This is a genomic window from Leptolyngbya sp. Heron Island J (assembly GCF_000482245.1).
Lineage (GTDB): Bacteria > Cyanobacteriota > Cyanobacteriia > Phormidesmidales > Phormidesmidaceae > Leptothoe.
The window spans coordinates 51772-77845 of sequence record NZ_AWNH01000039.1; the positions used below are offsets into that span (position 1 = coordinate 51772).

At 49.3% G+C, this 26074-nt stretch carries 24 protein-coding genes; 11 read left to right on the forward strand and 13 right to left on the reverse strand.

The genetic code is table 11. From position 1 onward, the window contains the following. Positions 1-18 precede the first annotated feature (18 nt). The 3 genes from N836_RS51085 to N836_RS51095 all read left to right on the forward strand — a co-directional run bounded on the left by N836_RS51085 (position 19) and on the right by N836_RS51095 (position 3793). Entirely contained in the window at positions 19-834 is an 816-nt protein-coding gene (locus N836_RS51085; protein ID WP_023072540.1) for an aminotransferase class IV, read from the forward strand. A gap of 118 nt (positions 835-952) precedes the next feature. Next, positions 953-2797, forward strand: a complete 1845-nt coding sequence (gene ftsH3, locus N836_RS51090) for an ATP-dependent zinc metalloprotease FtsH3 (protein WP_023072541.1) — start codon at positions 953-955, stop codon at positions 2795-2797. Between the two features lie 252 nt (positions 2798-3049). Further along, a complete protein-coding gene (locus N836_RS51095; RefSeq protein ID WP_023072542.1) occupies positions 3050-3793 on the forward strand; it encodes a bifunctional 4-hydroxy-2-oxoglutarate aldolase/2-dehydro-3-deoxy-phosphogluconate aldolase in 744 nt (247 codons plus the stop codon). Here N836_RS51095 and N836_RS74575 read toward each other — a convergent pair. Beyond that, positions 3734-4066, reverse strand: a complete 333-nt coding sequence (locus N836_RS74575; protein WP_071789043.1) for a DUF565 domain-containing protein — start codon at positions 4064-4066, stop codon at positions 3734-3736. The genes N836_RS51095 and N836_RS74575 overlap by 60 nt on opposite strands. 3 nt (positions 4067-4069) lie before the next feature. Further along, positions 4070-6223 carry a pentapeptide repeat-containing protein gene (locus N836_RS51100; RefSeq protein ID WP_235071086.1) on the reverse strand — a complete coding sequence of 718 codons (2154 nt, stop codon included), beginning with the start codon at positions 6221-6223 and terminating at the stop codon, positions 4070-4072. A gap of 392 nt (positions 6224-6615) precedes the next feature. Here N836_RS51100 and N836_RS51105 point away from each other — a divergent pair, with 392 nt between their 5' ends. Continuing rightward, entirely contained in the window at positions 6616-7011 is a 396-nt protein-coding gene (locus tag N836_RS51105; protein WP_023072545.1) for a hypothetical protein, read from the forward strand. A gap of 101 nt (positions 7012-7112) precedes the next feature. Here N836_RS51105 and N836_RS51110 read toward each other — a convergent pair whose 3' ends face one another. The 5 genes from N836_RS51110 to petB all read right to left on the reverse strand — a co-directional run bounded on the left by N836_RS51110 (position 7113) and on the right by petB (position 10836). Beyond that, entirely contained in the window at positions 7113-7550 is a 438-nt protein-coding gene (locus N836_RS51110) for a hypothetical protein (protein ID WP_023072546.1), read from the reverse strand. A 62-nt stretch (positions 7551-7612) separates the two neighbouring features. Further along, positions 7613-8800, reverse strand: a complete 1188-nt coding sequence (locus N836_RS51115; protein WP_063624672.1) for a glycosyltransferase family 4 protein — start codon at positions 8798-8800, stop codon at positions 7613-7615. A gap of 124 nt (positions 8801-8924) precedes the next feature. Then, positions 8925-9344, reverse strand: a complete 420-nt coding sequence (locus N836_RS51120) for an ATP-binding protein (RefSeq protein WP_023072548.1) — start codon at positions 9342-9344, stop codon at positions 8925-8927. A gap of 187 nt (positions 9345-9531) precedes the next feature. Continuing rightward, entirely contained in the window at positions 9532-10014 is a 483-nt protein-coding gene (petD, locus tag N836_RS51125) for a cytochrome b6-f complex subunit IV (RefSeq protein ID WP_023072549.1), read from the reverse strand. A gap of 153 nt (positions 10015-10167) precedes the next feature. Continuing rightward, positions 10168-10836: a cytochrome b6 gene (gene petB / locus N836_RS51130; RefSeq protein ID WP_031292623.1), complete on the reverse strand. Its 669-nt coding sequence runs from the start codon at positions 10834-10836 to the stop codon at positions 10168-10170. Positions 10837-11228: 392 nt separating this feature from the next. On the opposite strand from petB, the gene ctpA reads away from it, so the two are divergent. Then, a complete protein-coding gene (ctpA, locus tag N836_RS51135) occupies positions 11229-12464 on the forward strand; it encodes a carboxyl-terminal processing protease CtpA (protein WP_023072551.1) in 1236 nt (411 codons plus the stop codon). 15 nt (positions 12465-12479) lie between these two features. Further along, a complete protein-coding gene (locus tag N836_RS51140) occupies positions 12480-13733 on the forward strand; it encodes an HD domain-containing protein (RefSeq protein ID WP_023072552.1) in 1254 nt (417 codons plus the stop codon). A 29-nt stretch (positions 13734-13762) separates the two neighbouring features. On the opposite strand, the gene N836_RS51145 is transcribed toward N836_RS51140, so the two are convergent. Then, the gene (locus N836_RS51145) at positions 13763-14515 is read right to left on the reverse strand and encodes a hypothetical protein (RefSeq protein ID WP_031292624.1); all 753 of its coding nucleotides are present in this window, start codon (positions 14513-14515) and stop codon (positions 13763-13765) included. Positions 14516-14605: 90 nt separating this feature from the next. Between N836_RS51145 and N836_RS51150 the strand changes: the two genes are divergently transcribed. Together N836_RS51150 and N836_RS75790 are read left to right on the forward strand one after the other, a co-directional pair. Then, positions 14606-16045, forward strand: coding sequence for a site-2 protease family protein (locus N836_RS51150; RefSeq protein WP_023072554.1), 1440 nt, complete (start codon positions 14606-14608; stop codon positions 16043-16045). 149 nt (positions 16046-16194) lie between these two features. Next, positions 16195-16671, forward strand: a complete 477-nt coding sequence (locus N836_RS75790) for a hypothetical protein (RefSeq protein WP_152532123.1) — start codon at positions 16195-16197, stop codon at positions 16669-16671. A gap of 13 nt (positions 16672-16684) precedes the next feature. On the opposite strand, the gene N836_RS51160 is transcribed toward N836_RS75790, so the two are convergent. After that, a complete protein-coding gene (locus N836_RS51160) occupies positions 16685-17626 on the reverse strand; it encodes a phosphodiester glycosidase family protein (protein ID WP_023072557.1) in 942 nt (313 codons plus the stop codon). Continuing rightward, positions 17613-18605: a glycosyltransferase family 2 protein gene (locus N836_RS51165; RefSeq protein WP_031292626.1), complete on the reverse strand. Its 993-nt coding sequence runs from the start codon at positions 18603-18605 to the stop codon at positions 17613-17615. Before N836_RS51165 ends, N836_RS51160 begins: the two co-directional genes overlap by 14 nt. Positions 18606-18904: 299 nt before the next feature. On the opposite strand from N836_RS51165, the gene N836_RS51170 reads away from it, so the two are divergent. The 3 genes from N836_RS51170 to N836_RS51180 are packed head-to-tail and all read left to right on the forward strand — an operon-like array spanning position 18905 to position 23417. Beyond that, on the forward strand, positions 18905-19903 hold the full coding sequence (locus tag N836_RS51170) for a glycosyltransferase (protein ID WP_023072559.1): 999 nt from the start codon (positions 18905-18907) through the stop codon (positions 19901-19903). A 45-nt stretch (positions 19904-19948) separates the two neighbouring features. Then, the gene (locus N836_RS51175) at positions 19949-21172 is read left to right on the forward strand and encodes a glycosyltransferase (protein WP_023072560.1); all 1224 of its coding nucleotides are present in this window, start codon (positions 19949-19951) and stop codon (positions 21170-21172) included. A gap of 28 nt (positions 21173-21200) precedes the next feature. Then, complete coding sequence (locus tag N836_RS51180) at positions 21201-23417, forward strand: hypothetical protein (protein WP_023072561.1); 2217 nt, start codon at positions 21201-21203, stop codon at positions 23415-23417. Here N836_RS51180 and N836_RS51185 read toward each other — a convergent pair. From N836_RS51185 to N836_RS76480, 3 genes are all read right to left on the reverse strand, one after another. Beyond that, complete coding sequence (locus N836_RS51185) at positions 23396-24613, reverse strand: EAL domain-containing protein (RefSeq protein WP_023072562.1); 1218 nt, start codon at positions 24611-24613, stop codon at positions 23396-23398. The genes N836_RS51180 and N836_RS51185 overlap by 22 nt on opposite strands. 281 nt (positions 24614-24894) lie before the next feature. Beyond that, positions 24895-25875, reverse strand: coding sequence for a tRNA pseudouridine(55) synthase TruB (gene truB / locus N836_RS51190; RefSeq protein ID WP_235071087.1), 981 nt, complete (start codon positions 25873-25875; stop codon positions 24895-24897). Beyond that, positions 25838-26074 (reverse strand): hypothetical protein (locus N836_RS76480; protein WP_031292631.1); only part of this gene is annotated, 237 nt, incomplete at its 5' end. The genes N836_RS76480 and truB, both read right to left, overlap by 38 nt.

A 26074-nucleotide genomic window follows, 5' to 3' on the forward strand; every position in this document is an offset into this window, starting at 1 on the left:
TTTGGGTAAGAGCAAAATATGACGTATTGGTTTGCAGGCCAGTTATATCAAGGCGAGCAAGTAACGATAGCAGCGAATGATCCGGCTATAGCGTACGGGGCCAGTGTGTTTACCACAATGCGGATTTATGAGAATAGTCTGACGCATCCGCTTACCGCCTGGGACTGGCATCGCGATCGCATTTCCCAATCTCTGCATTACTTCGCTTGGTCCTCACCCAACTGGCAGCGCACCATCACAGGCTGTCAAGCATTGCTCAACCAATATCCAGTTCTCAGACTAACGATTCTGGCCGATGGTCGTGAACTGATTACCGGCCGACCGCTACCTCAAAATCTAGAACAGCAACAACAGCAAGGAGTCACAGCCTGGGTTGCTGCAGCCCCCACATATCAGCGCAGTTTACCTGGCCACAAAACCAGCAACTATCTGCCATGCTGGTTAGCCATGCAAACCGCTAAAACCCACGGAGCCCGCGATGCCATTTTGACCACAGCGACTGGAGAATGGCTAGAAACTAGTACTGGCAATCTGTGGGGATATCGCGATGACCGTTGGTGGACACCACCTCTAACCTCAGGATTGCTGCCAGGTATCAGCCGCTCCAGATTAATCAAAAACCTGAAACATCAGGCCATAACTGATGTTTGCTGGACCAGTGACATCGTCACACAATTCGAATGTTTAGCCTACAGCAACTGCGTGATTGAGCTGCTCCCAATTCACACAGTTCTGCTTGAGAATATTAAACTAAACTATAGTTCTACCCATGAAGGTCTAACTGCCCTCAGGCAAATGTTTTACAGGCCTTCGCTTTACGACCCCAACTGCTAAGCGGAGTAGGCCATGCAGAATCCTGAAATGCGTTAACATAAGTTAATAAATCTCAGTTCAGCATCGGCGAACTCGCTAAAAATGCTGACAATTAAGAACTTTAGGAGGCTTACTCCCTGTGAATAAGCGCTGGAGAAACGCAGGACTCTATGTACTTCTGGTAGTTGTCGTTATCGCACTGGCTACCGCATTCTTTGAACAGCCCCGAATTGAAACTGAAACATGGCGTTACAGCCGCTTTATCAACCAAGTTGAAAGCCGTGCCATTGAAAAAGTTTATATTAGCGCTGATCGCACCCAGGCTCGTTTTCCCGATCCGAGTGGTGAAGAGCGTCGGGTTGTCGTTAACCTACCCAGCGACCCTGGTCTTGTTGATATTCTCACCGAAAACTCTGTAGATATCGAAGTCCAGCGTCAGGCTGAAGAAAACCGACTGCTGCAGGTACTCAGTACGCTACTGATTCCTATCTTGCTGCTAGTCGTACTGTTTTTTGTTCTACGACGCGCCCAAAATGGTCCTGGCAGTCAGGCCATGAACTTTGGTAAGTCCAAGGCTCGTGTGCAGATGGAGCCCCAAACTCAAGTCACTTTTGGTGATGTGGCTGGTATTGATCAAGCCAAGCTAGAGCTGACCGAAGTGGTTGATTTCTTGAAAAATGCCGACCGCTTTACTGCTGTTGGAGCCAAAATTCCCAAGGGTGTGTTGCTGGTGGGTCCTCCAGGTACTGGTAAGACCTTATTGGCTAAGGCCGTTGCAGGAGAAGCTGGCGTGCCATTCTTCTCAATCTCCGGTTCTGAGTTTGTTGAAATGTTTGTCGGTGTCGGTGCTTCCCGAGTCCGTGATCTGTTTGAGCAAGCTAAGAGCAATGCTCCCTGCATTGTCTTTATCGACGAGATTGATGCCGTTGGTCGACAGCGAGGTGCTGGCCTCGGCGGTGGTAACGATGAGCGAGAGCAAACTTTAAACCAGCTGCTCACCGAGATGGATGGTTTTGAGGGCAATACCGGCATCATTATCATTGCAGCAACTAACCGCCCTGATGTGTTAGATGCTGCCCTGCTACGTCCTGGTCGTTTTGACCGTCAGGTCGTGGTCGACCGTCCCGACTACTCCGGTCGCCTGGAAATTCTGAAGGTTCACTCACGCGGCAAGACCTTTAGCAAGGACGTTGATCTTGAGAAGATTGCCCGTCGTACCCCTGGTTTTACTGGTGCTGACCTTTCCAACTTGTTGAATGAAGCGGCTATTCTGGCTGCTCGTCGCAATCTGACTGAAATTTCCATGGATGAGGTCAATGATGCTATTGACCGTGTCTTGGCAGGCCCCGAAAAGAAAGATCGGGTCATGAGCGAAAAGCGCAAGTCTCTTGTGGCTTACCACGAAGCGGGTCATGCCCTCGTGGGTGCATTAATGCCAGATTACGACCCTGTACAGAAAATCAGCATCATTCCCCGTGGTCAAGCAGGCGGATTGACCTGGTTTACTCCCAGTGAAGAGCGTTTAGAGTCTGGCCTATACTCTCGCTCTTATCTGAAAAATCAGATGGCTGTGGCTCTGGGCGGTCGTTTGGCTGAAGAGATTGTCTTTGGCGACGAGGAAGTTACAACAGGGGCTTCTAACGACCTGCAACAGGTCGCCCGAGTAGCTCGCCAAATGATTACTCGCTTTGGGATGAGCGAAAAGCTAGGTCCAGTTGCTCTGGGTCGTCAACAAGGTAACCCCTTCTTGGGACGTGATATTGCCACTGAGCGTGATTTCTCTGAGGAAACGGCTGCTGTAATTGATGCAGAAGTTCGGGGCCTTGTGGATGTTGCTTACAGCCGGGCTAAGCAGGTTTTAGTTGAAAATCGTAAGGTCCTTGATCAGCTAGCTGAGATGCTAGTAGACAAGGAAACGGTTGATTCTGATGAACTGCAACGCTTGTTGATTGACAATAATGTCAGTATGGCAAGCATTGCTTAAAGCTATAGCAAGCGTTTCCCAGACTTGTTCCTGAAGAGTTTGGTACTCAAAGCCGCCGGAATTCCGGCGGCTTTTTGTTTGATTAACGATTGAGTTTTTGTTACAAGGTTTGGCAAATTGTTAGCAGGGCTTACAAAAGCAACATCTTCTGTATCGCAAATTGGTCTAAAAGCCTAAGAGCTGAAAACAGATACGATTACGCCTGCACAATAGGCGTAGCACTAGGCCGCCCCTTCAGATTATGACCAAGTTATGACAGTGATACATTCAGCCCATCATCATTTACAACACTCTTTGGAATATCAACAACGATGGCTGCAAACATTGCGCCGCCATCGGGTGATTGCTGTCATTAGGGCTGAAACAGTAGAGAGTGGACTAAATATGGCTCTAGCTGCGGCTGAAGGAGGTATCCAGCTGATTGAGGTTACCTGGAATAGTTATCAGCCCGTGGCCTTGTTGCAAGCAATTCAACAGGCGTTAACCCACTGCACCGTAGGTGTTGGGACAATTTTGATGGAAGAGGATTTGCGGGTTGCGATCGCAACCGGTGCTCAATTTTGCTTTAGCCCCCATACTTCGATGGCATTGCTACGCCATGGTCGTACCGTACACATTCCCACAGTGGCAGGAGCAATGACACCGACAGAAATATTAACCGCTTGGGAAGCCGGGGCAAGCAGTGTAAAGGTATTCCCAATTAAAGCCCTGGGTGGAGCCACCTATCTTGAATGTTTACAAGGTCCTTTGGAGCATATTCCCCTGATTCCCTCTGGAGGCGTCACTCCTAAGAACGCGACCGCTTTATTAGCAGCTGGTGCAACGGCAATAGGAATTTCCAGCGGATTATTTAGCCATGAACACGTACGACATCAAAACTGGTCAGCCATTACGCAGCGAGCTACCCGATTGATGCAAGGGATTGAATCCATGCCTTTAGCTACCGAGTTTAAAGGCCTCAACAAACAACCCGTAAACCATGCCCAGTTTAAATGAGTTAAGTAATTCCAGTAACACCGTACGCCGTTCGTTAGAGCGAGACCGGTAATATAGCCAGCTGATGGCTTCTACCATCACTAATAGGATGGCTGCAATCAAAATATCAATCTCTGCGGTTTGTCCGGCTGTAGCCGAAATGGCTGTAGCAAAGAAACTCCCGAACAATAAACTAATAACCGCCAAAGAAATCCGCCGCCAAGGATTGAATACCCACTGACTAAAGCGTTGACCGGCTTGTTCTACTAATGTACTTAATCGAGTCCGTTGCATGGCTTACTCAGCATCCAGCACTTGCTGACAGGCAGGATGAATTCCTCCTTGGGCACAAATGTAGTTTAACTGGCGACCATCCAAGTTACGCACGCGGCTGAAATTGACCCCCTGGAGATGATTGACCGCATTTAATTGGGCATTCGGAGTAATAAAACTGCCAGTAACACCCATACCATCATCAAAAATGGCCCCCGCCAGATCAGCATCGGTCAGGGTGCTGCCAGTCAAGGTTGCCTGTCTCAAGTCGGCATCTCGCAAATTAACCTGCCGCAAATCAGCTTGAGTAAAATCGACACCATCTAGCTGTGCATCTTGAAAATCTGCAGCTGTTAAATTAGCGTGACTAAAATCAGCACCAATTAAATTAGCCCCCACCCACTCCGTTTGGGGAAGCGTCGCTTTGGTCCAACGACTATGGGCCGCTTCAATGCGATTGAGCCTGGCTCGACTCAGATCGGCTTGCTCAAATATTGCCTGAGTCAGATCAGCACCAACTAAATTACTTCCCTGCCACTGACTCTGGGGCGCATTGACATGCACTAGTCGGGCATTGGTTAACTGGGTTCTGGCCAAATTGCCGTAGGTTAAATTTGCATCCCTTAGATCGGCACGTCTTAGATTAGCGTGACTTAACTGTATTCCCTGTAAATTGGCGTCCTCTAAACTGGCAGCAACCAGGGTTACGCCGCTGAGATCGCTAATAATATCGTCATAGGAATCAGGTTTACCATCGGCACCCACATCAAAGAAACTAGCACCTGCTAGATTCGCCTGACTTAAGTTTGCACCTTGCCAGCTGGTACCGGCTGCTAATAATCCGGGCTGAATCAAACGAAAAGAACGGTCAGCATCATGATGCCGACCTAGGTTGACGCGGTCCAGGTTAATACCGGCTAACCCGTTGCTGTGGGTCGTGAGTATTTTTGCGATCGCACCTTGCACTACATGACGCTGCTCTAATCGCATATGGCGAGTGTCACCATCTAGCGACTGTTGCAGATCATTCTCTAGGACACGACTCAATGTCAACAAAGATGGCAAACTATCCAACCCTTGACTAACCAACGCCTGCTGGATGGTCGCCAACATTTCTGGCTGCGAACTTTGACTCAAAAGATCTGCCAAATAATCAGCCATACGAGGATCATCGACCTGAGCCAACATTAAGATGGCCGCTCTATAATCTCCACCGGCCTGTGTCTTAGCCATCAAAGCCTGAGCCGTCTGCAAAAAAGCATCATTCTCAGACTGAGCCGCCGCACGGGGCTGAAATACACGCCCCATACCAAAACCAACTAGGCAAGCAAGCACCAAACCACTCGTCACCAGCCATAGTGATCTATTCGTATTAGAGGAGCGATTCGCCAGCGGCGACAGTGTCAGACTGCCGCCATTCTGCAGTGAGCGCGGGGGTAGCACCAATGAGGTCAAATTTCCCTCGGCCTCGGTCAACCACCAATCATCATCATCATTAGCAGTTTCACCATAAAGTTGAATCGAACTGATTTCCTCTGACATAGGTGCACTACTCATGGGCAAAGAATAACGCAGAGACTCACCAGAAATAGGTAAATATCCGGCAGGTATTATCGTCACCTGGGTCTTAGCAATGCGATCGTGCCAGGCCCGCCGAGCAGATGTGAGCATCGTTGCGCTTTCAACTAACGCGAAAAAGCTAACTGCCACCGGAGTCCAAACTCCTAAAGAAATGCCGGTGACCATAGTGCCGCCCCCAACCACTGCCACAGGCAACCCCCAACGCACAGTCTCACGGGTCACAACTTGCAGCAGGCTCAGCTGACCACCAACGGTTGAAATCACCTGAATTCCTAACCATTGCCTGGGCCACGTGCGACCGGTAAAACGTAGTTGAACCAGCTGTCCACCAGCCACAAGCACCGGCATAATCAAAGCAAACGTCCAGGCAATATTAGTCAGACGCGGCACCATACGATGCAGCTGATGGGGTGGGATTTGGGCCATCCAGGCCCAAGCCTTCTGGGCACTATGCACAAAGGGATTTAGAGCTACACGAGTCTCGCTTAACTCGCCAGATATAGGGACAGGCATATCATCAGCTGTTGTCTCAATTGGCGGTAGAGCGCTAACCGTCAAGACATATTGTCCTCCTCCCCAAGGGACTGCAGCACTCATGATTACTAGCCCAACTTCTAGTCCCCAGGCCACCAAGCGTTTACAGGCTAATGCCATTGATCGCGCCCTGGGAGCAAGAACTATTGAGTTCCGAGCATTCATGATTTGCTGAGCCATTTGGCAACCTTGATGTTTTCAATAATCTAGAGAGAATCGTTCTACGCTGACAGCACCAGATCAGTGAATTGGCACTCCTAAAGAAGTCTTTTAGCTCAGATGATACAGGCCATACAACAATTCCACTTTGTTAACTATTGGCAAACTGTCACACATGTAATAGTGTTAGCTGTATTGTGTCACTAGTATTGAGATATACATTCCTGAGGGATGTTGTTCAGATAAAGACCTAGTGTTCTCGTAAGGCTACCCCATAAGTTGCCGAGGTGCTATTGATGAAAAATATTGCCACAAAAAACATTGCTTCTCTTCTAATCGCTACCGCTGTGGCTGCTGCACCCACCGCTGCTGTTTATGGTCAATCAGCGGAAATCAGCGGCACTAGTGGTGGTGCTCAAACATCAGCCGAGTGTGGTTTTGTACCAGCTCAACCTGACCATTCTTTCACTATCACGCAGTCAGCGGCTTCCGTGTCGATCGAAGTATCTGGCACTGGGGATTACACCCTGTTAATGGTTGGCCCCGATGGTTCGCGAGAGTGCATCCTGGCCCATGATTTTGACGGGGGTGCGATTCAGTCCCGAGGACTCTATAAACAAGGAACTTATAATCTCTATGTGGGCGACATTGATGGTACTGGCGCTCCGTTTACGCTCACTGTTCAACAATAAATTCTGCTCGCAGCCAGATTTCCTCCATAAATCAAACGCCCTTTGAAACTACGGCAAGTCTCCAAAGGGCGTTTTTATTTTTTATGAAGGTAAACGGATGGTTAAGTGTCAGCCGGGGGTAAAACATCTACATCAACAATGGTCACATTGTCTGCAGGACCATCATCCAGATTAGATACGTCAACATTGATGGCGTCTACATCAATAGTTCCCTCAGCAGCAACCCTGACAAAGGTACCATCCATTGCCTGCAGGGCTGCACCACAGCTAGGGCAAGATAAGGGAATAGTTTTGAATCCCGTTAACGGCTGGTCACAAGCCGGGCAAGAACCCTCCACTAAATTACGTCTAAGCCAAAACTGGACACCGACAACCAGTACAACTGGAATTAGTAATAACAGAACAATCAGCACTAACAAAGACTTTAGGAGCCAACCAATACCTACGGTAGTCATCAGCAAAAAACCAATGGCCAGGGTTAACCAACATCCCATGCCAGAGAAATTGAGCTGTAACTGTTTGAAACCGTTGGGAGCCATCCGGTCGCCTCCTATGGTCGCGCTGAATCTATATCTTATCGTCTCTGTCCCACCGCTTAGAGCTAGCGGGTCCGAATGCTGGGGTCTGGCGCGTTAAGATTTTTAGCTGTAGTGGTGGAGAAATTATCTAGCAGTTGTTTTAGCTGTTCTGTCAGTGCAGCTTTGCTAAACTTTGCTAACGTTTGTTCTCGCAACCAGGGGCCATTACAACGAGGATCGTCTCCTTGCAAAGCTTCCATACAGGCTGCTGCTACCGCCGCTGGATTTCGGTGGGGCACACGCCAGCCCAAACGAGCATCTTGTAGCGGATCGGCAGAACCGTCATCATCACCAGAAATCACTGGAATACCACAAGCCATAGCTTCCAGGTAGACAATGCCAAATCCTTCTTGGGAAGGCATGACGTACACATTTGCAAGGCGATAGTGCTCAACCAGTTCTTCACTAGGTACAAAGCCAGCAAATACAACTCTCTCAGCTACGCCTAAATCGTTAGCAAGCTGGACTAGTCGCGGCTGATCATCACCACGACCGATCACCAGGTACTTCACATTTGGAAAGGACATGGCAATCTCAGGCAATGCCCTGATCGTTACATCTACTCCTTTATAGGGATCACCTCGCCACAGCCGGGCAACGGTCATTAATACTCGCGCGTCTGTCAGACCATAGCGCTGTTTGAGGTCAGGGGATGCGATCGCAGGTGTAAATCCTTGACCATCGACCGTACAAGGCAGAATATCAATACGTTCGGCCTCCAACTGATTGGCCTTACAAGCCAGAGAACGACTGTATCTGCTGATCGTCCAAATACTATCAGCAGACCGCAAAGCATTACCTTCAGCAGGTTTTAAGGGAAACCAAACTTCTTTCCCATAGGTAAGTACCGTATAGGGCACTCGCGCCAATCGAGCTAGCTGTCGTGTCATCACCGCTAGATTAATGTGCCCACAAAACAACCGGCGTGGTCGCTTTAGCAACAGATGAAACCCCAAGGCCAAGGCCAGCCGAATCCTATCAAGCATCGGATAACTTGATTGAAAACAGTGAAACCTGAAATGAGACATGAACTCAGGTGGAATGCTCCTGTAGCTGTCTCGTAATAAAAAAATATCGGCTGTTTCAACCGTATTCAAAGCGGCATAAGCTGTCAGAACATCCTTGATATAGGACTGAATCCCACCTTCACAACTAAATACTTCAATAAAAACAAAGGTATCCTTGGCGCACTTATCACGAGCTAATTGCATCTGCAAAGCTCCAGCCATGTAGGGTGTGCAAGGTACTCATAATCTAATAATTGAATAAACCTGACTGACACTGCGTCAGAATTCACTAAAACATTGGACACGGTTAACCCTATTTCGTAATCACCTATGACGTGGTTGGACACTTAACGATTCGGAGACAGTTACGTCCCAAGTCGTTACGCTCATAGTTTACGTCAGCTAACCGCCGCATTAAAAACCAACCATAGCCACCCACCTTAAGCGTCCCTGGTTTTGGCTCAGGTAACTTGTCGGGATCAAAAGGTTTTCCCATATCCCAGACCTGCACCTCTAACCTTTCTTTCCAGAGAAAAAGATCTATTTCAATCGGAGTGTCTGACGGTAAGTCCTTATGAGCATGTCTGACAGCGTTGGTAAATCCTTCTGCCAAAGCCAAATTTACTTGATCAAAAACAGCCTCAAGCCATGGCAGCTGAGATGCGACACAAAAACGATCAAACCACTGCTGTACTTGAGTTAAGTCTTCTAATCTACTTTGAACTATCAACTGATCTTGCTTTAACATGTCCGACTAACCGGCACGTTCGCACCAATAGTTTGCCCGAAATCAACTAAAAAATCGATAGAGATGCCCAGAGAAGGAAGTGTCTTAGCCGTATCTTGACACATTAAAAAGCTTCTTGAAAATCCGCAACTACATAGCGAATATTCAAGAAGCCAATGCTAAAGTCCTATGACTCAGGAGTCAATGCCTAAAAAAGACCTAAGGTCAAAGACTTGTCAATGGGAAGAGCTGCACCGATGCCCAGCCATAGAGTGGCCAAAGTACCAAACATGAACACAGCAGTCGCAACAGGGCGACGGAAAGGGTTCTGGAACTTATTCACATTCTCAATGAAGGGAACAAGCATCAAACCAAGAGGAATAGCCGTTTGCAGAGCAATTCCTAAAAGCTTGTTAGGTACAACCCGCAGAATTTGGAAAGCGGGGTAAAGATACCACTCGGGAAGAATTTCTAGGGGTGTCGCAAAAGGATTCGCAGGTTCACCTACAAGAGCAGGATCAAGTACTGCTAGCGCTACGCAGCATGCAATGCTACCCAGAATTACTACTGGAAAGATATACAGCAAATCGTTTGGCCAAGCAGGCTCACCATAGTAGTTGTGACCCATACCCTGCTTCAGCTTCTCTCTAAGTTGAGGATCACTGAGATCAGGCTTCTTAATTGTTGCCATAGCTCAAATCGTCTCCTAATTTACCTCTGAACAGAACGTGCGGCCTGGTATATCAGCTTAACCCTGAACTCAGCCAGCAACCAGATTTGGCAATCAACCAAAATATTTGGCCATAGCCCAAGAATCAACTCAGGATTAAACCACCTCCAATGCCTACAAAGGACCAGAAATACCCTGCTTACGAATCATCAAGAAGTGAGTCAACATAAACACGGCCATTAACCAAGGCAACACAAACGTGTGCAGGCTGTAGAAGCGAGTCAACGTAGCTTGACCCACACTTTCACCACCGCGAATAAACTCAACCATCAGACCACCCACAACAGGGATAGCACTAGGCACACCGGATACAATTTTCACAGCCCAGTAACCAACTTGGTCCCAGGGTAGGGAGTAGCCAGTTACGCCAAAGGAAACAGTAACGACTGCCATGATTACACCAGTCACCCAAGTCAGCTCACGGGGATTCTTAAAACCACCTGTGAGATATACCCGAAAGACATGGAGAATCATCATCAGCACCATCATGCTGGCAGACCAGCGATGAATAGAGCGAATTAACCAACCGAAACTCACGTCAGTCATTAGGTACTGAACTGAGTTAAATGCTTCTACTACAGTTGGCTTGTAGTAGAAAGTCATTGCGAAGCCAGTCGCAAACTGGATGATAAAGCAGACAAGGGTAATACCACCAAGGCAATAGAAAATATTGACGTGAGGCGGCACATACTTACTGGAGATATCATCAGCGAGAGCCTGAATCTCAAGACGCTCATTAAACCACTGATAGGCTTTAGAGTCGGTGACTTGCTTAGTAAACATGAAGCGCGGATATAAAAATAGATCTATGCCGTTACTAAAAAATGTAACACAACCACCCTTGAGAAACTGGCTATTTTGAAACTTCCGCCCCATGCTTATTTATTAGGGGGAGCGACCTAATCGTTCACCAGCCATGGCTTTAGGAAGGATAATCCTCAGCTTCAGCACTGACAAATGCGCTTGATATTTTACTGAGATTCATTTACAAAACTTAATTCAATATTTTCGTCTGCTGACACTTATCAATTCCAGCCGTAGGAAGGCAAAGGATCACAGTATTCTGAGGAAGCCGCTATGCTGGCTTAAAGGGATATTTATGGACATCCTGGCAGCTTAACGATGGATTTCCTCTTATAAGTTAAGCAACGGTGTTGTTTGAGCTTTAGCAAAGAATGAGAAAAATTGGGCTGCTACGCGTAGTTCTCTTAAGAGGCATCTGTGCGATATGCGTCGCGACAATTCTAAATTTAGGGTTTGCACAGCCACCAGCTTTAGCCTTCACAGAGCAACAAAAGCTGGTGATGGAAGTTTGGCGAATTGTTAATCGGGCGTATTTGGATGAAACCTTTAATCACCAAAACTGGTGGTTTACCCGTGAAAAGGTACTGAAGCGCCCTATAAACACCTGGGGGACCGCCTATGAGGAAACCCAGAAGATGCTCCAAACCTTAGATGATCCCTACACTCGTTTCTTACCACCTGAGCAGTATCAAAGCTTACAAACAAACACGTCTGGAGAACTGCTAGGGGTTGGATTACAAATTGCTAAGGATGATGATAATCAGTATCTACGGGTAATTGCCCCCATTGAGGGGTCGCCAGCGGAACGGGCAGGGTTATCCCCAAAGGATGAGATTACTACCATCAATGGGATTTCCACGCAGACTTTTTCCTTAGATGAGGCGGCAGCACGCATGCGGGGTCCAGCTGGAACGATTGTTACCCTCGGAATTGAACGGATGGGCACTGATTCCTTTGAGGTCAACCTTACTCGTGAACGCATTAATCTAAATCCTGTGTTCTCAGAACTGCGTTCTGAGAACAATAAAAAGATTGGTTATATTCGTCTGGGGCAGTTTAACGGTAATGCGGTAGAAGATATCCACCAGGCATTGATGACCCTGGAAAAGCAAGGTTCAGACGGCTACATTCTGGATTTGCGCAATAATCCTGGAGGACTTTTACAGGCCGGGATTGAAATCGCTAGGTTCTGGTTGAATGAAAGCACAATTGTCTACACCGTCAATCGCCAGGGAGTCTTGGAGAGCTTTGAAGCTGGCACCGCAGCATTAACTCAAAAACCTTTGGTACTGCTAGTAAATGGAGGGACTGCCAGTGCTAGTGAAATTTTGGCAGGGGCGCTACAGGATAATCATCGGGCTCAATTAGTGGGCGAAACTACCTTTGGGAAAGGACTGATTCAGTCTTTGTTCGATTTGCCTCATGGGTCGGGGTTAGCAGTGACCGTCGCTAAGTATGAAACCCCTGAGCACCACGACATTAATAAGCTGGGGATTACCCCGGATCAAATCGTGACTACTGAATCCCTGACCCGTGAACAGTTTTCGACTCCTGAGGACGTGCAGTATCAAGCAGCTGTGAAAACTTTAGTGCGATCGCTCACATAACCCACACTCCCGCTAGTGCCGTCTACAACTCGTACGTATCACGATCCGCTCCATGGCGCTATCACGTTAGATAGGGCTGATCCGGCAGAAGCGTTGTTGATTGGGCTAATCGATACGTCACCCTTTCAGCGTCTACGCCGCATCCGGCAGCTTGGGCCAGCCAGTCTGACGTTTCACGGGGCAGAGAGTTCTAGATTTACTCACTCTTTGGGAGTGATGACGATTGCTCGACGGGCTTTTGATCGGCTGGCTGCTCAATACCCGGCTCTCCGTGTCTATCGTGCAGCGGTTCTGTGTGCAGCTTTACTCCATGACGTTGGCCATGGTCCTTTTAGCCACACAACTGAAGAGGTATTTGGTGGGCACCATGAGCACTGGACCCTGCGTATTTTGGAGCAGTCGCCTGAGATTCGAGGACGTTTGGATAAGTTTGCGGTAAATCTGCACCTGGAGATTCAGCAGATTTATCAACACCAGCATCCAGTCCCTTGTGTATGGCAGCTAGTATCGAGTCAGCTGGACTGCGATCGCATCGACTATTTGATGCGCGACAGCCATTTCACTGGGGCCTCCTATGGGCAGCTCGATTTGGACCGCATTATCTTAGCTCTCGACTACGATCCCGCCAGTCAGGAGCTAATTGTGGCCAGAAAAGGATTAGGAGCAATCGAACACTACCTGGTGGTGCGCTACTTAATGTACGCCCACATTTACAACCACCCTAAAAATCTGGTCGCCACATGGGTTTTGGAACAAGCCATCAGCAGAGCCCGCACACTCATAAAGACAAAAACCTTAGACGCAGATACCACCATGACCGCCTGGTTAACCCATCAGGTAGATACTCTGCCCCTGGACCAATACCTGGCGCAAGATGATTATGTCTTGCACTACCATCTACAGCGTTGGCAAACCCACAGAGATCCGACTTTAGCCGACCTCTGTCAACGCTTTGTCAATCGTCGACTACCCAAGGCCACCGACATCAGTCAATACAGCCATAAACAACAGGTAGAAATTTTATCGATAGCCCGAGAGCAAATCCACGGTGAGGTCCCTGATGCCGACACTTATGTTGGTCTGCGCCATATCCGTAATCGCGGCTATACCCTTTACCAGCGTGGCATTAAGCTAAAAACCCCCGCAGGATTAATCGCCATCAGTCAGCTGTCTCCCTTGGTAAACACCTTGATTCAATCTTGCCAGCGCACCTGGCTATTGCATCCAGCCGACTTACCCGTAGGCAAAATTCTGAAGAGGATTAGGTAATCAAGGCAAAACTCAACCTTCCAAACGCCCTAAAGCAAGGCCTTACTCTTTGCCAGTTCCTGAAAATCCAAGGCAGCCAGTTTGTCATAGGCGTCATCAATGAAGCGCTTACCACGAAGAAAGCCGGTATTTGCCCCCGGACAGATATAGCTTAGGGTTTGCGGCGTGAATTCATCTAACAGCCGTTGCACATGTCGTAGCTGCCGTGGCCAGTGAAAGGTTTTAGACACACGTAGTGGGGTCGCTAACCCCTGACGGGTTGGTAAGATGTGACGCCCGCTAAACAAAATGCCCCCTAAGGCCGAGCTATAAAGACAGGCCGATCCCGGAGAATGTCCCGGAGTCCACAGCAGTCGATGGATAGGTGTCAGCTCCAAATCACGATGAAACGTTTGAGTCTCCACCTGGGGGAGTAAGTAAGCCTCTTGTTCCTGCAGCACAACCTCACAGTCAAAATGAGTTTGCCAGTCACGAACACGACTACTGCCACCGCGATGGGTAATTGCCAGCCACTGTACTCCTCCCTGCTGAGTAATAAAGTCTAAATTGGCTTCGGTCCAAGCAGGGCAATCAACTAGAATATTTTTTCTAGCCAAAGGATTACTATCTGATGCAGCCGTATGGGATATCAAATAAGCGCTGCCGCCTAAGGTTTCTCGATTGGGGGGAAAGACATAGGCAACTGTATCAACACCAAATACTGATTGAGGAAGCTTGAGGGTCGAACGAGCTGATGCATCGGTTGCGGGGCTGCTGCCCAGATTTGTTTCTGAAGTAGACACCAAGATCTCCAAAAAACCGTTGTCCACAACCCTGATGGTCCCGCCTGGTATGGTAAGTCAGGACCCTAGCATGGGTTGCATTGTGGCTTTATGACATTTGTACTGTTATCGATATTACTGGGAATCTTGACCTACTGGGTCATTCGTCGTGGCATTGCGACCATGACTCGTTCACCCGTGTGGCTGCTATGGCTCATTATTATGACACCCATTTTTTCACTGACGGCATGGGTACTGAGATATGGTCGCTATACTCCACCGCCCGTGTTGATCTTAGGGTTGTTTGTAATTTGCCCACTGATATATATGTGGGTGGTATTGCTAGGACGACGCCCCCAACCCGACGGAAAAAGAACCTCCAACCTACCTCGCCCCAAACCGTCCCCTTCCCCCATGCTAATGGCACGGGAAGATGAGGAACGTTTACGGGCGTGTTTTCCCTGGTCTGTTTACTTTCTACAGACGATTGAGCAACGTCAGCAAATGATGGTTTGTCGCGGGCGGCTTAAGGCAACACCAGCTGTGGCCCACAGTACTGTGCAGCAAAATGTGCGATCGCAATTTGGCAATCAGTTTTTAGTTGTTTTGCAAGAAGAACGTAACGGCCATCCCATCTTTACTCTGGTCCCTAATCGATCTACTGCTAACGCCTCAAAGGGCAGTGGCTGGCTGGTATCCCTGGTGCTATTTATCTTGACCCTGGGCACCACAACTCTGGCCGGGTTGCTACTGGTGGGTGACCTATCGTTCTCGGAACTGCGATCGCAGCCAGGGATTTTGGTTAAAGGTCTAGGCTACAGTCTGGCAGTGATGATGATTTTGGCTGTACGAGAATTAGCACACTATGCCATGGCTCGTCGCCACCATATCCCTGCATCAGCCCCCTTCTTTATTCCAGTTCCCTATTTTCTCGGTACAGTAGGAGCGTTTGTCCGGATTAAAGCCCCTGCTCCTCACCGTCGTGCCCTATTTGACCTGGGGATAGCCGGTCCATTGGCCGGGTTTCTGGTCTCTTTGCCAGTTGTCACCTGGGGCTTAGCTCATTCGCAAATAGTGGATCTGACTGCAGAGGCAAGTCTGTTTAATTTTCAAGCTTTAGACCCAAAGGGCTCAATCTTACTGGCCCTGTTGAGTAAGTTGACCCTGGGAGATAGCTTACAAATTGATCATGCGATCTCTTTACATTCGGTTGCGATCGCAGGCTGTCTCGGTCTGGTGCTCACAGCCCTCAATTTAATGCCAGTGGGGCAGCTTGATGGCGGTCATATTGTCCATGCCATGTACGGTCGTTGGGGCGGTGCCGCCATTGGTAACATCGCTCGGGTTTTGGTCGCTGCCATGGCGTTTATTCAGCCAGAATATTTGTTGTGGGCGCTCTTACTAATATTCATGTCCAGTCGAGACGATCCGGCCCTGGATGACCTCAGTGAGCTAGATGGTGTTCGCGACGCCCTGGGATTGATGGCAATGGTGCTGTTGGCATTGATTGTTTTACCCATGCCCCATGCCCTCAGCGTATATCTGTTTTAACCCTACTGACCAAGCCAGAAACATTAGACACAGGCATTGCTACATGTGGTTTTGTAAAGAACATTTGTTCATAAGTTCATGATGGTTTTCCGTACATCATCGTTCTCAGTCTGTAAACGTAACAGACCAACCCACATCGGCCAGTCCTAATGTCATCGTCCCCAACGCCAAGACCAACAGTTAATTTTTTTACATCAGCAACACTCTTATTTGGTGGCAGCTTTAGCGGCACTCATCTAACCGCCTTAGTCGCTCCCCACTCTCAGTGGAGTGGTCTCGTCGGGTTCTTTATGTTTCCCGTCGCCTTTATAGCTGGTATGCGTCTTTGGCCTTGGGTAGAAGTCTTGATAGAAAGTTTTCGTTCATTATTTACTAAAGTTAGGTTTGCCCCAAAACCAGGCACCAGAAGAGCTAAACGAATCATTAGCTCATTCAGTTTTATTATTACCTCCGTCGCTACCTCCACCCTGTCAGGACTCATCCTCACGCCACCGGCCATGCAAGTCGTGGTTGACCCAGGTTACAAAATTTTGATTTCAGCAGGCATCGTTTATGGCGTTATTTGCTGGGTGTTGATTCAGCTGGGTTATTTACAACATGCGGATGTTTACCCAAGCGACTCCTAGATATCTCGTTGAATCATCGTGTCTGGCCAGTATTTAAATCATCTTGTCCAGGCAGCAATAGTACTGATTTGACGGGTCGCTTGATGGGTTGCCCTATTGGATCTAAGCGACCGTAATAGCTGTCAGCCAACCCATCAAGCGCTGACCATGCCAGCGAGGATGAACTACCCCCATCCAGATTCAGTGCCTTTTGGACATTCAAAGTTGTCATTAACTCTGCCAATTCTGCCAGGGTCATGCCACCATCTGGCTTAGTTTGGGAGACCATCACCCACACTAACGTGCCGTCTGACCTCATGCCGATGGCGCTACGGGCATTACGCTGCTGGCTGCCGATAGCATCACGCATTAAACTACCGTCTGCAAAATCAATAAAGCCTTCGGTTTGAGCAGTATCTGGCAAAAGCTGAGGGCCTGCACCAAGGGCACTGTGCAATTTGCAATTTGCTGGCAGCGGCGCATTATGGAACGTAATATCGTAGCGAATGTCATCACCACACCTGTAGCGACGGAACTCAGAGCGATTCAGAATTTGCTCCATGTAGACCGTTAGATCGGGGTTATCCATCAAGCGGTTGTTATCACGTGGGTCAGCCACCAGAGCACCATTCACCGTCACAAATGAAGTGGTTTGCCCATTAGCTGGATCAAAAAAACCGCCGTTGAGAACAGCCATAGCCCCCGTGTCAGCTGCAAACTCCTCGACCGTTTTTAGCTGTCCACTCACGGCTACCTCTATCGGATAGTTTGGCGGGATAGTCACTACATGGACCTGTGCTACAGGAGCATTGTTATCAGGCCAACCTTGGATAGTCAGGACCGGTTGAGGCATCGCTGCTAGTTTTTGAGGTGTCGCCACTGGTGCTGGCGGCGCAGCACATTGAGTCAAGCTGTAAGCTAACCCCAGCCCAACCAGAACTTTGAAATCCGGTCCCCACTGTTTAGCCCGCTGCATTTCGCACCCGCTCACTGTAGTCTTCCGGTCGTAATTGACGAAACCCTTGAAAGGCTAGCTGGCGCAGCCTTAAGGGCAAGTAAGATAGCAACTGACCCAACTTGGCTTTAGAGGATAGTGGCCCTAAGGCTGCTAGCTCTTGAATTAGCTGGCGACCACGTTGAGCTTCACCTTTTTCAATTAGACGCATCGCCAGCACCTGTTTTAGACCTGCCAGCTTAGCAAAACGGATGGTTTCTAGCTCGGGACGCTCAGGAAACCGATAGCTCTCTAAACAAAAAATCTTGGCAGACAAAAAGTGAATATCCTGCTTCAGACTGGTTTGACCACCGTGAAATCGATATTCCATCAGCTTTTCGGGAATAAAAAAACCGGTTTTGCCAACAGCAGCCAGTCTGACTAACAAGTCAAAGTCTTCGCAGCCATCCGCCTCAAATCTCATAAAGTCCACTGTGCGGAGGCAATCTTTGCGAAAAAGTGTAGACCCCACCTGCAAACTCTGGCGAACAAACGTTTCTTTGAGTAAATCATCGATTACGGCTTCAGCTAAGCGATCTTTCCCCCACTTGGCGGAGTTGACCGCTGTAGCCGCCTGATCGCGCTCATTACGGGCATTGATCACCCAGTGGTCAGTGCAGACAAAATCCACATCCGGCTGGCTCTCCATCACTGCCACAGTACGTTCCAAAAATGTGGGCGTCAGGGCATCATCATCATCAAACTTGATGAAATATTGTCCCTGGGCAGCCTCATAACCTGACCGCATGTTGCGACTACGTTTAATGTTTTGAGGATGGCGGATATAGCGAATGCGCGGATCATCCCACTGGGCAACGACCTCCGCCGTATTATCGGGAGAGGCATCGTCACAGATGAGCAGCTCAAAATCACCATAGGTTTGATTCAGAACACTATTCACTGCATAGGGCAGAATTTGCGCCCGATTATAGGTAGGAATGCAGATACTAACGTTTGGCACCGGAATTATAAGGTTAATGAGTATAGAAGAATGCTTCAATGACATGGTCAACATGCCCCTGTCATCGATGTCATCCGAAATTCTAATGTTGATACAGGATTAGTTTTAATACCTGTCTTTAATCTCAGTAAGGATTACATAAAGATCCCTGAGTTCAAACATAGTTGTTTTGTTTGCCCTGCCAAAATTAATTCAGCTTCATACACCTTTGACGCTTATTAATTTAGCCATATGTTAATTCCCAACGGATGGGTGGCAAAACTACCTGTAAATGTCGCTGTAGATTAAGTTGAGAGCCAATGCCCCAAGCTTCCATGGTTGCCAACGAAATACCTGTCGAGCCCGTTACCTTTTGCCCAACGGTCTCGGTGATTGTGCCAATTTACAATGGCGAAACTGATTTACCGGGTTTGATTGAGTGTCTGCTGGCGCAAACCTATCCAGCAAACCGGGTGGAATATTTATTGGTAGATAATGATAGTTGCGATCGCACCCCAAAAATTCTGCAAGCGGCCGTCACCCAGGCCCAGGCCGCTGGTCTCACCCTCAAGCATCTCAGCGAAACCGAAATCCAAAGCGCCTATGCAGCCCGCAACACAGGCATCCGCGCCGCGACAGGTGAGATTTTAGCCTTTACCGACGCCGACTGTTATCCCGCTGCCACCTGGCTTGCAAACCTGGTCCAGGGGTTTCAAGACAGTGCTGTAGGTTTATGTGTCGGCGAAATCATAGCCCTACCTGGCACTACCTGGCTCGAACGTTACGCCGAGCGGAAAAATATTATGTCCCAGCAGGACACCCTGGATCATCCGTTTTGTCCCTACGGTCAGACAGCCAATATTGCGGTTCGTGCCTGTGCATTTGAAAAGATCGGCCTGTTTCGCCCCCATATGACCACTGGTGGCGATGCTGACATTTGCTGGCGACTACAGCGAGACGGGGGTTGGCAACTGCACTATGACGAATCAGCTGTCGTACAGCACCACCACCGAGCCACCCTCAAAGAACTCTACAAACAGTGGTACCGCTACGGTCGGTCCAATCGCTATTTGCATCAGCTCCATGGCATCAAACTCACGCGACCACTCCTGCCCCGCGAGGTGCGTTATGCCACTATGCGGTGGGTAGCAAAAGAGTTACCTGCTGGCCTGCTAAAACTTCTCGTCGGTAAAGCCGATCTGATCGATTTAGCTATGACCCCCATCGGCCTTTACTGTTTTCGTGCGCGCACATTAGGCCAACGGGAATCAAGGCTCCCGGAAGAGGCTGACAAAATTGCCTGGTTAGAAAGCGATTAAATTATTTACGGTGTGCACTGCCCGCCCTACCTTTTACCCACCTTTATGCGTCTGCTTGTCCTTTCTCTCAATACATTTCCCTATCCTCCCAGCCATGGAGCGGCTGAGGTCCGCACGTTTAACTTACTCAGACAGATTGGTCCACTCCACGACATCACCCTAGTCGCCCATCAAACCCCTAATGCGACTGAAGCCAATATCCAGACCCTTAAAAAATGGGTCAAAGAGGTCAAAACCTTTCCACTACCTAATAAGAACGACCCAAATAAAGATCGCAATCCGCTCAAGCAGGCGCTGCGACTGGCTCAGTTTGTCATTACCGGTACCCCACCCAGCGTCACCTTCCGGTTCTCCCCAGAGGTCTATACCTGGGTCACACAGCAGGTTGAAACCGGGTCCTACGATGCTGTGATTTGTGAGCACGGCGTCAATGAAATGTATGTACATCCTAAGTTTCGCGACCAGGTAAAAACGGTCGCCGATATCCATAGTTCTGTCTATGGCTGGGTGCTTGACCATTTGGAGGCAGGGGCTTCAGAAAATCCCCGACGCGACCGGCTGTATTTACCTCTTTTAGCTCGGTATGAGAAGCGATATTGTGCTAAGTTCACCCACCTGGTGGTAACCACACCCCACGATCGTCAGCATCTTGAAAATCTCATCCCAGATGCCAACATCAACATTGTTTCAACGGGTGTTGATTTAGAAACCTCCCTCTATCGCTCCCAAGATCCAGGCGGTCAGTCTTTAATCTTTATTGGCGCAATGGATTCATCCCACAACATAGATGCAGCCTGCTATCTGGCGCGGGAAATCTTTCCCTTGGTCAAACAGCGCTACCCAGAGGCAACATTAAGCCTAGTGGGAACCCGCCCAGTGGCGGCTGTACAAGCATTGGACAGCCTACCCGGTGTGACTGTGACTGGACGAGTGCCATCGATTACAGAATGTTTGCAGCAGTCAACAGTGAGTGTGGTACCTCTACGAGCCGGTATCGGGATTAAAACCAAAACCCTAGAATCCATGGCAGTCGGTGTGCCGGTAGTGGGTAGCGATCGCGGTTTGGAAGGCATGGAAGTAGATGTGGAGGGCATGCCGCTGCGAGCCTTGCGAGCCAATACTCCCCAGGAATATGTAACGGCCATCAGCCGTCTATTTGAAGATTCTAACCTGCGCCAGATGCTCTCCCGAAATGCCCGGCAGATGATTGAAGCTGAATTTAACTGGGAGAGCCTCGGGCAAAAATACGCCCAGGTGCTATCCTCCTAGGGAAAATGGCAGAGGTCGCACACATTCCATGGGTCTGAGCAAATCAAATCCACCCACCACCCAGGTCAAACTTTTGGTACGCCCATCATCAGGGCGGATTCCCTGGCCACTTTTAAGTTGGCTAGCGCTGGGAAGTGGTGCCGTTTTTTTTGTGCTCATCATTCTGTCGGGGGCCAAGCTGATTGTTGACCCTTACAGTCCCAATTGGCTGAAAACGGCATTTCCGGGCTTGGTAAATAGCTTTGAGGCGGCTCCGCAAACAGTGGCTGAAATTCGCGCAGAGATGCGATCGCAAGGCATCACCGCCAGTCAACCCCTACCCTGGCCTACAATCGACCAGCCTCAGGCCTGGTTTTATCCCATCCTAGATAGCCAGGGTAAAACCATCCAAGAACTGTGGGTGTATCGCGTGCTTGGGCATCAGCTACAGCGGGTCGAGCAGATCGCTATTCGGCCCATGAAAGAATCGTTTATTACCACACCGCTGGTAGGTAGCGCCTCCCAGGTGGCCAGTGTGGACAGTGACGCGCCCCTGTCTTCAGTAAAGCTGATGCCTAGCAAATTGGAGTCAGGGCCCTGGCTCCTCTTCGAAGGTCAGCGCCGCTATGGCAACACCGTCATGCGCTACGGTCAGATTTTGAGCTATCAGGCCAACAACCAACGGGTACATCGACTACTCAACTGGTCGAGCCCAGCTGGCCAGCCCCCTCGCTGGCAAACCAGCACCACCGGCGAGCAATTGATGATCGATCACACCGTTGGGTTACGCCCTAGCTTTTTGCTCTATCAGCTAGTGCCTAACAATCCTCCCCGGCTCCAGGAAATCTCGCTGTATCGCTCGGTCTATGGCTCAGACCTGAACACTTCTCTTTATGACAAGGCGCTGCGTCTGGCCCAGGGAGGCGTTTGGTCCCACAGTCTACAAATGATGCAGTCGGCCAAAAAGACCCTGGCCCAAAACTGGTCACCCGCAGCCCAAGCCCAGCTTGATCTAATTCGATTGCATACTGAACGCACCCAAGCCCAAGCCAACCAAACCTGGTCCAGCCAGCAACAGCATATTTTGGCCTATTTAATCCACGGTCACTGGGATCAGGCGCTTAAGGTGCTGGAAAACAATCCAGCTATTTATGAATCTACCCTCAAACGAGTAGAACGAGATTTTGATGCCCTATGGCGCGGAGTCACCACACACCTGCAGGTACATCCTGAGGATATTACTACCCAGATCTGGGCAGCGTTGTTAGTGACGTCACGTCAGTCGGCAACAGCGGGTGAGGAGTGGTTGCAGAAACATTCTCGTTCGCCCAAGACACTAGAGCGTTTTCAGGCTTTGGATGGTCGTCTGGCAAATGGGGCTGATACCGATAGTACTGAGCTAGCAACAGATTTATCAACAGCAAGTGCATCGTTACTAGAAACAGGTGATGCAGGGCGTTATCGCAGTTTGATTGGTCAGGTGAGGGCAATACAGACACCGGGGAATGGATGGCTGCGATCGCAAACGCTGCCCACCTTAGTACCGAGCCAAACCTGGTACCAGATTGACATACAGCTGCTCCAAGATAGCTCAGGCTGGGGCTTACCTCCCACGTCAAGCACAGCCGCTAGCTTTTGGGCTGACTCCCTCAATCTCCGTCGTCAACTACAACTTTTTCAGAGTAATACAGCCATGGCTAGATTAACGGTTCATGGCGTCAAGCTCACCGGCACAGGCATCACACTATTGGCAACCGGTCCCAAAGTAGATGGCCCCCTACTAGCAACTACAGCGAGCAGTCTCCAGTGGGTATCTACCCTTCCCTGGCAACCTGCGCCCAGCCCCCCTTCAACTCCAGATAGTCCCCCAGACGAAGCAGCCGCAGGTAATGGCAGCTCTACCACAGCTACCATCCAGGACAGTACAGCAGCACCTAGCCCCGAGAGCCTAATAGTCGCTACGGTTGGTCAACAATTAGGCCTTACCTCAGAGCAAACCACACAAATTTATCCCTATTTGCAATATGCCAGGTTAGATATTACCGGTGATGCCTCACCGGAGCACCTCATCTCCTTTCGCGACGGGCTGCCTGCCGAGCTGTCTATTTCACCAGGTAATGTCATGATCTTTTCTGATACTGGCACCCTGCTCTACAGTGACATTGGACAGCAACAGTCATTGCTAGCTCTGACAGATAAGAATTCTGAGCAATCCGTGACGCTGTTAATAGAACAGGCCGGTCGCTACGATGTGACTAGATTGTGAGTTAACACTTGCGCAAGTAGCTGCTGTATCTGAGCAAATGGCAACGGTTTACCAAACAGATATCCCTGGCCAATATCGCAGCCAGCCTGTTGCAATACTGTTAACTGTTCTAAGGTTTCAATGCCTTCTACCACTGTTTCCATGCCTAAGCCATGGGCCAGGGCCAACATGCTCTCTAGCAAAACCTGAGTGCGCTGATTAGTCAAAATCTCCTGGACAAATGCCCGATCGATTTTAAAACCATCAACCTCAAATCGCGTCAGGTAATTGAGACTGGAGAATCCCGTACCAAAATCATCCAGAGCAATATAAAACCCAGCCTGTCGACAGGCTTGCAGCATTTCAAGGGCAACAGGATTTTCCATAAATACCCGCTCTGTCACCTCAAGTTTAATTTGCGATGGCTGGAGCCCGTACTGGTCAATAATCGTTTGCAATTCACCTAAAAAGGTCGCTTCAGCTAGCTGACGAGGTGCCACGTTAATGCTCATAAACAGTGGCCAACCAGGGCACCCCCTCTGCAACTGACTTAAATCACGACACGCCTGCTGAAGCGTGTGTTGACCAATGGGAATAATCAGTGATGTTTCTTCGGCAATACTGGTAAATTCCCCAGGCGATACGTGGCCACGGGTAGGGCTAAACCAACGCATCAAGGCCTCGAAGCCCAGAATTTGACGGGTCTGAATATTGACCAGAGGCTGATAGTGAGGACGAAGTTGCTGGTGATCTAAGGCAGCTCTTAGCTCTGATTCCAGGCGCATTTTATCGAGCACCTGATTATTTTCCGCTGGTGACTGAGGTTGAAAATCAGTAGCCAGCCGAGCCTTCTTAGAGGCCGTTACCTGAGGAGTACTGCGTATTCGATGGAGCAGAGTATCCATCAAAAGTTTGACGATCGGATCAGCCTCTTGCACCCGCTCTGAAATTTGCCGACTTGAAATGGCAACACAGACAGTTTCCTCAAGGGCTTTGGCAGAGGCTGAGCGGGGGGCTGTATCCATCACAGCCATTTCACCCAGGACATCACCACTGGTTAATATTCGTAATGGAATCAGCCGCCCATCAACGCTGACCGCCACTTCTACCCGCCCCGACTCAATGATGTAGGCCCAATCTCCAGGGTCTCCCTCAGAGAAAATTGTTTCACCCCTTTGAAAATGCTTGAGTGCAGAGGAGGAGCCCCAGTTAGCCATGGATGTCTACCCAGCGAACGACAAAAATTAGCTAGTAAAAATCACGGGGATGCACAGTCAAAAGACACATCTACGCCTGGATTGGTTTCCTTAAGATCTACAGGTTCTTTTATACGACTACGAATAAGCACGGACATTTGGAGCAAACCAAGGTTAAAAAGTGAGCGTTATAACAGGAGACGGTTTGGTCAGGACAATTTAGCGCCTGGCAACGTGACTACGTCAGGCACCTGCTTCATCCCTCTGGTCTCATTCTGCCGTGCTTCGCCATAAAACTCTTGTCAACCAGGTTGCTCAAAAACCATTTTGGGTACTAAGTAGGGGTGCTCGTCTTTGAGCCTGAATACACCGATACCCAGGAAGGGGGAGGTTTCGGTAACGACTTGTAAAGGCTGTTCTAGTTCAATGGTGGGGGTACTGGGTAGCCGCTGTCCTAAACACCACCGACGACCGGCCTCAGCAGATAAGATTATCTTCGGTAAATGCTGCATGGCGTCAGCTGGAGAAATAAGTTGCAGCGACTTTAACTGGGTGGCCAGAGTTTCTAGGGAAACACTGGTCTCTAGCGTAAACCCACTGCTCTGGGTGCGTAGGAGTGAAGCTAATGTTCCTCCCACCCCTAGTCGCTGCCCGAGATCTCGGGCAATGGAGCGAATGTAGGTACCGGCTCCGCAAACAATATCCAAGGTAATGGTTGGGGTATCACCCGATTGCCAATCGACAACATCAAGGCGATGAACCACGACCTTGCGACTGGGCACATCCACATTGGTATCACCACGGCGGGCCAGGTCGTATAGCCGCTGTCCCTTGATATGTATGGCACTGTACATTGGAGGAATTTGCTGAATCTCTCCTCGAAAGTGCGCCAGATGCTCAGCCACAGCCGTTTGAGTAAGATGGCTGGCCGATGTCTGAGTCAGGATAGTACCTTCTAGATCATCGGTGTCAGTGGTTATCCCCAGCCTTACTACGGCTCGATACGCTTTGTCGCCGGGCAAATATTGCAGCAGACGAGTGGCTCGCCCCACAGCCAGCGGTAACACCCCTGTTGCGGCCGGATCTAAAGTGCCCGCATGACCAATTTTTTTGGTTTTGAGCAGACGACGTAGCTTCGCGACACAGTCGTGGGATGTCCATCCGGCAGGTTTATGGAGGTTGAGAAAGCCATCGGGCATGGGCTGGTCTTTAGGGATAACTCGGTAGAACGTTATCCTATCAGGGCTACTGAGGTGATGGAGCAGACAATGCAGGTTCAGCATCTTCTGTCTCGAGCTCTTCTTCTACAGGTGCTTTAGGGACAGGCGCGGTTAATTCTTCAGGAGTCTCGATGACATCTGCCGCTGAACGAGGTGGTCCGCCTAGCTCCTCAACCAGGGAAGGACCTGTCAAGCTTTGAACCAATGTGAGTTTAATCAGCTCCTGGTTGAGCTGAGCAATGCCATCAGCCGTTAGCAGGGG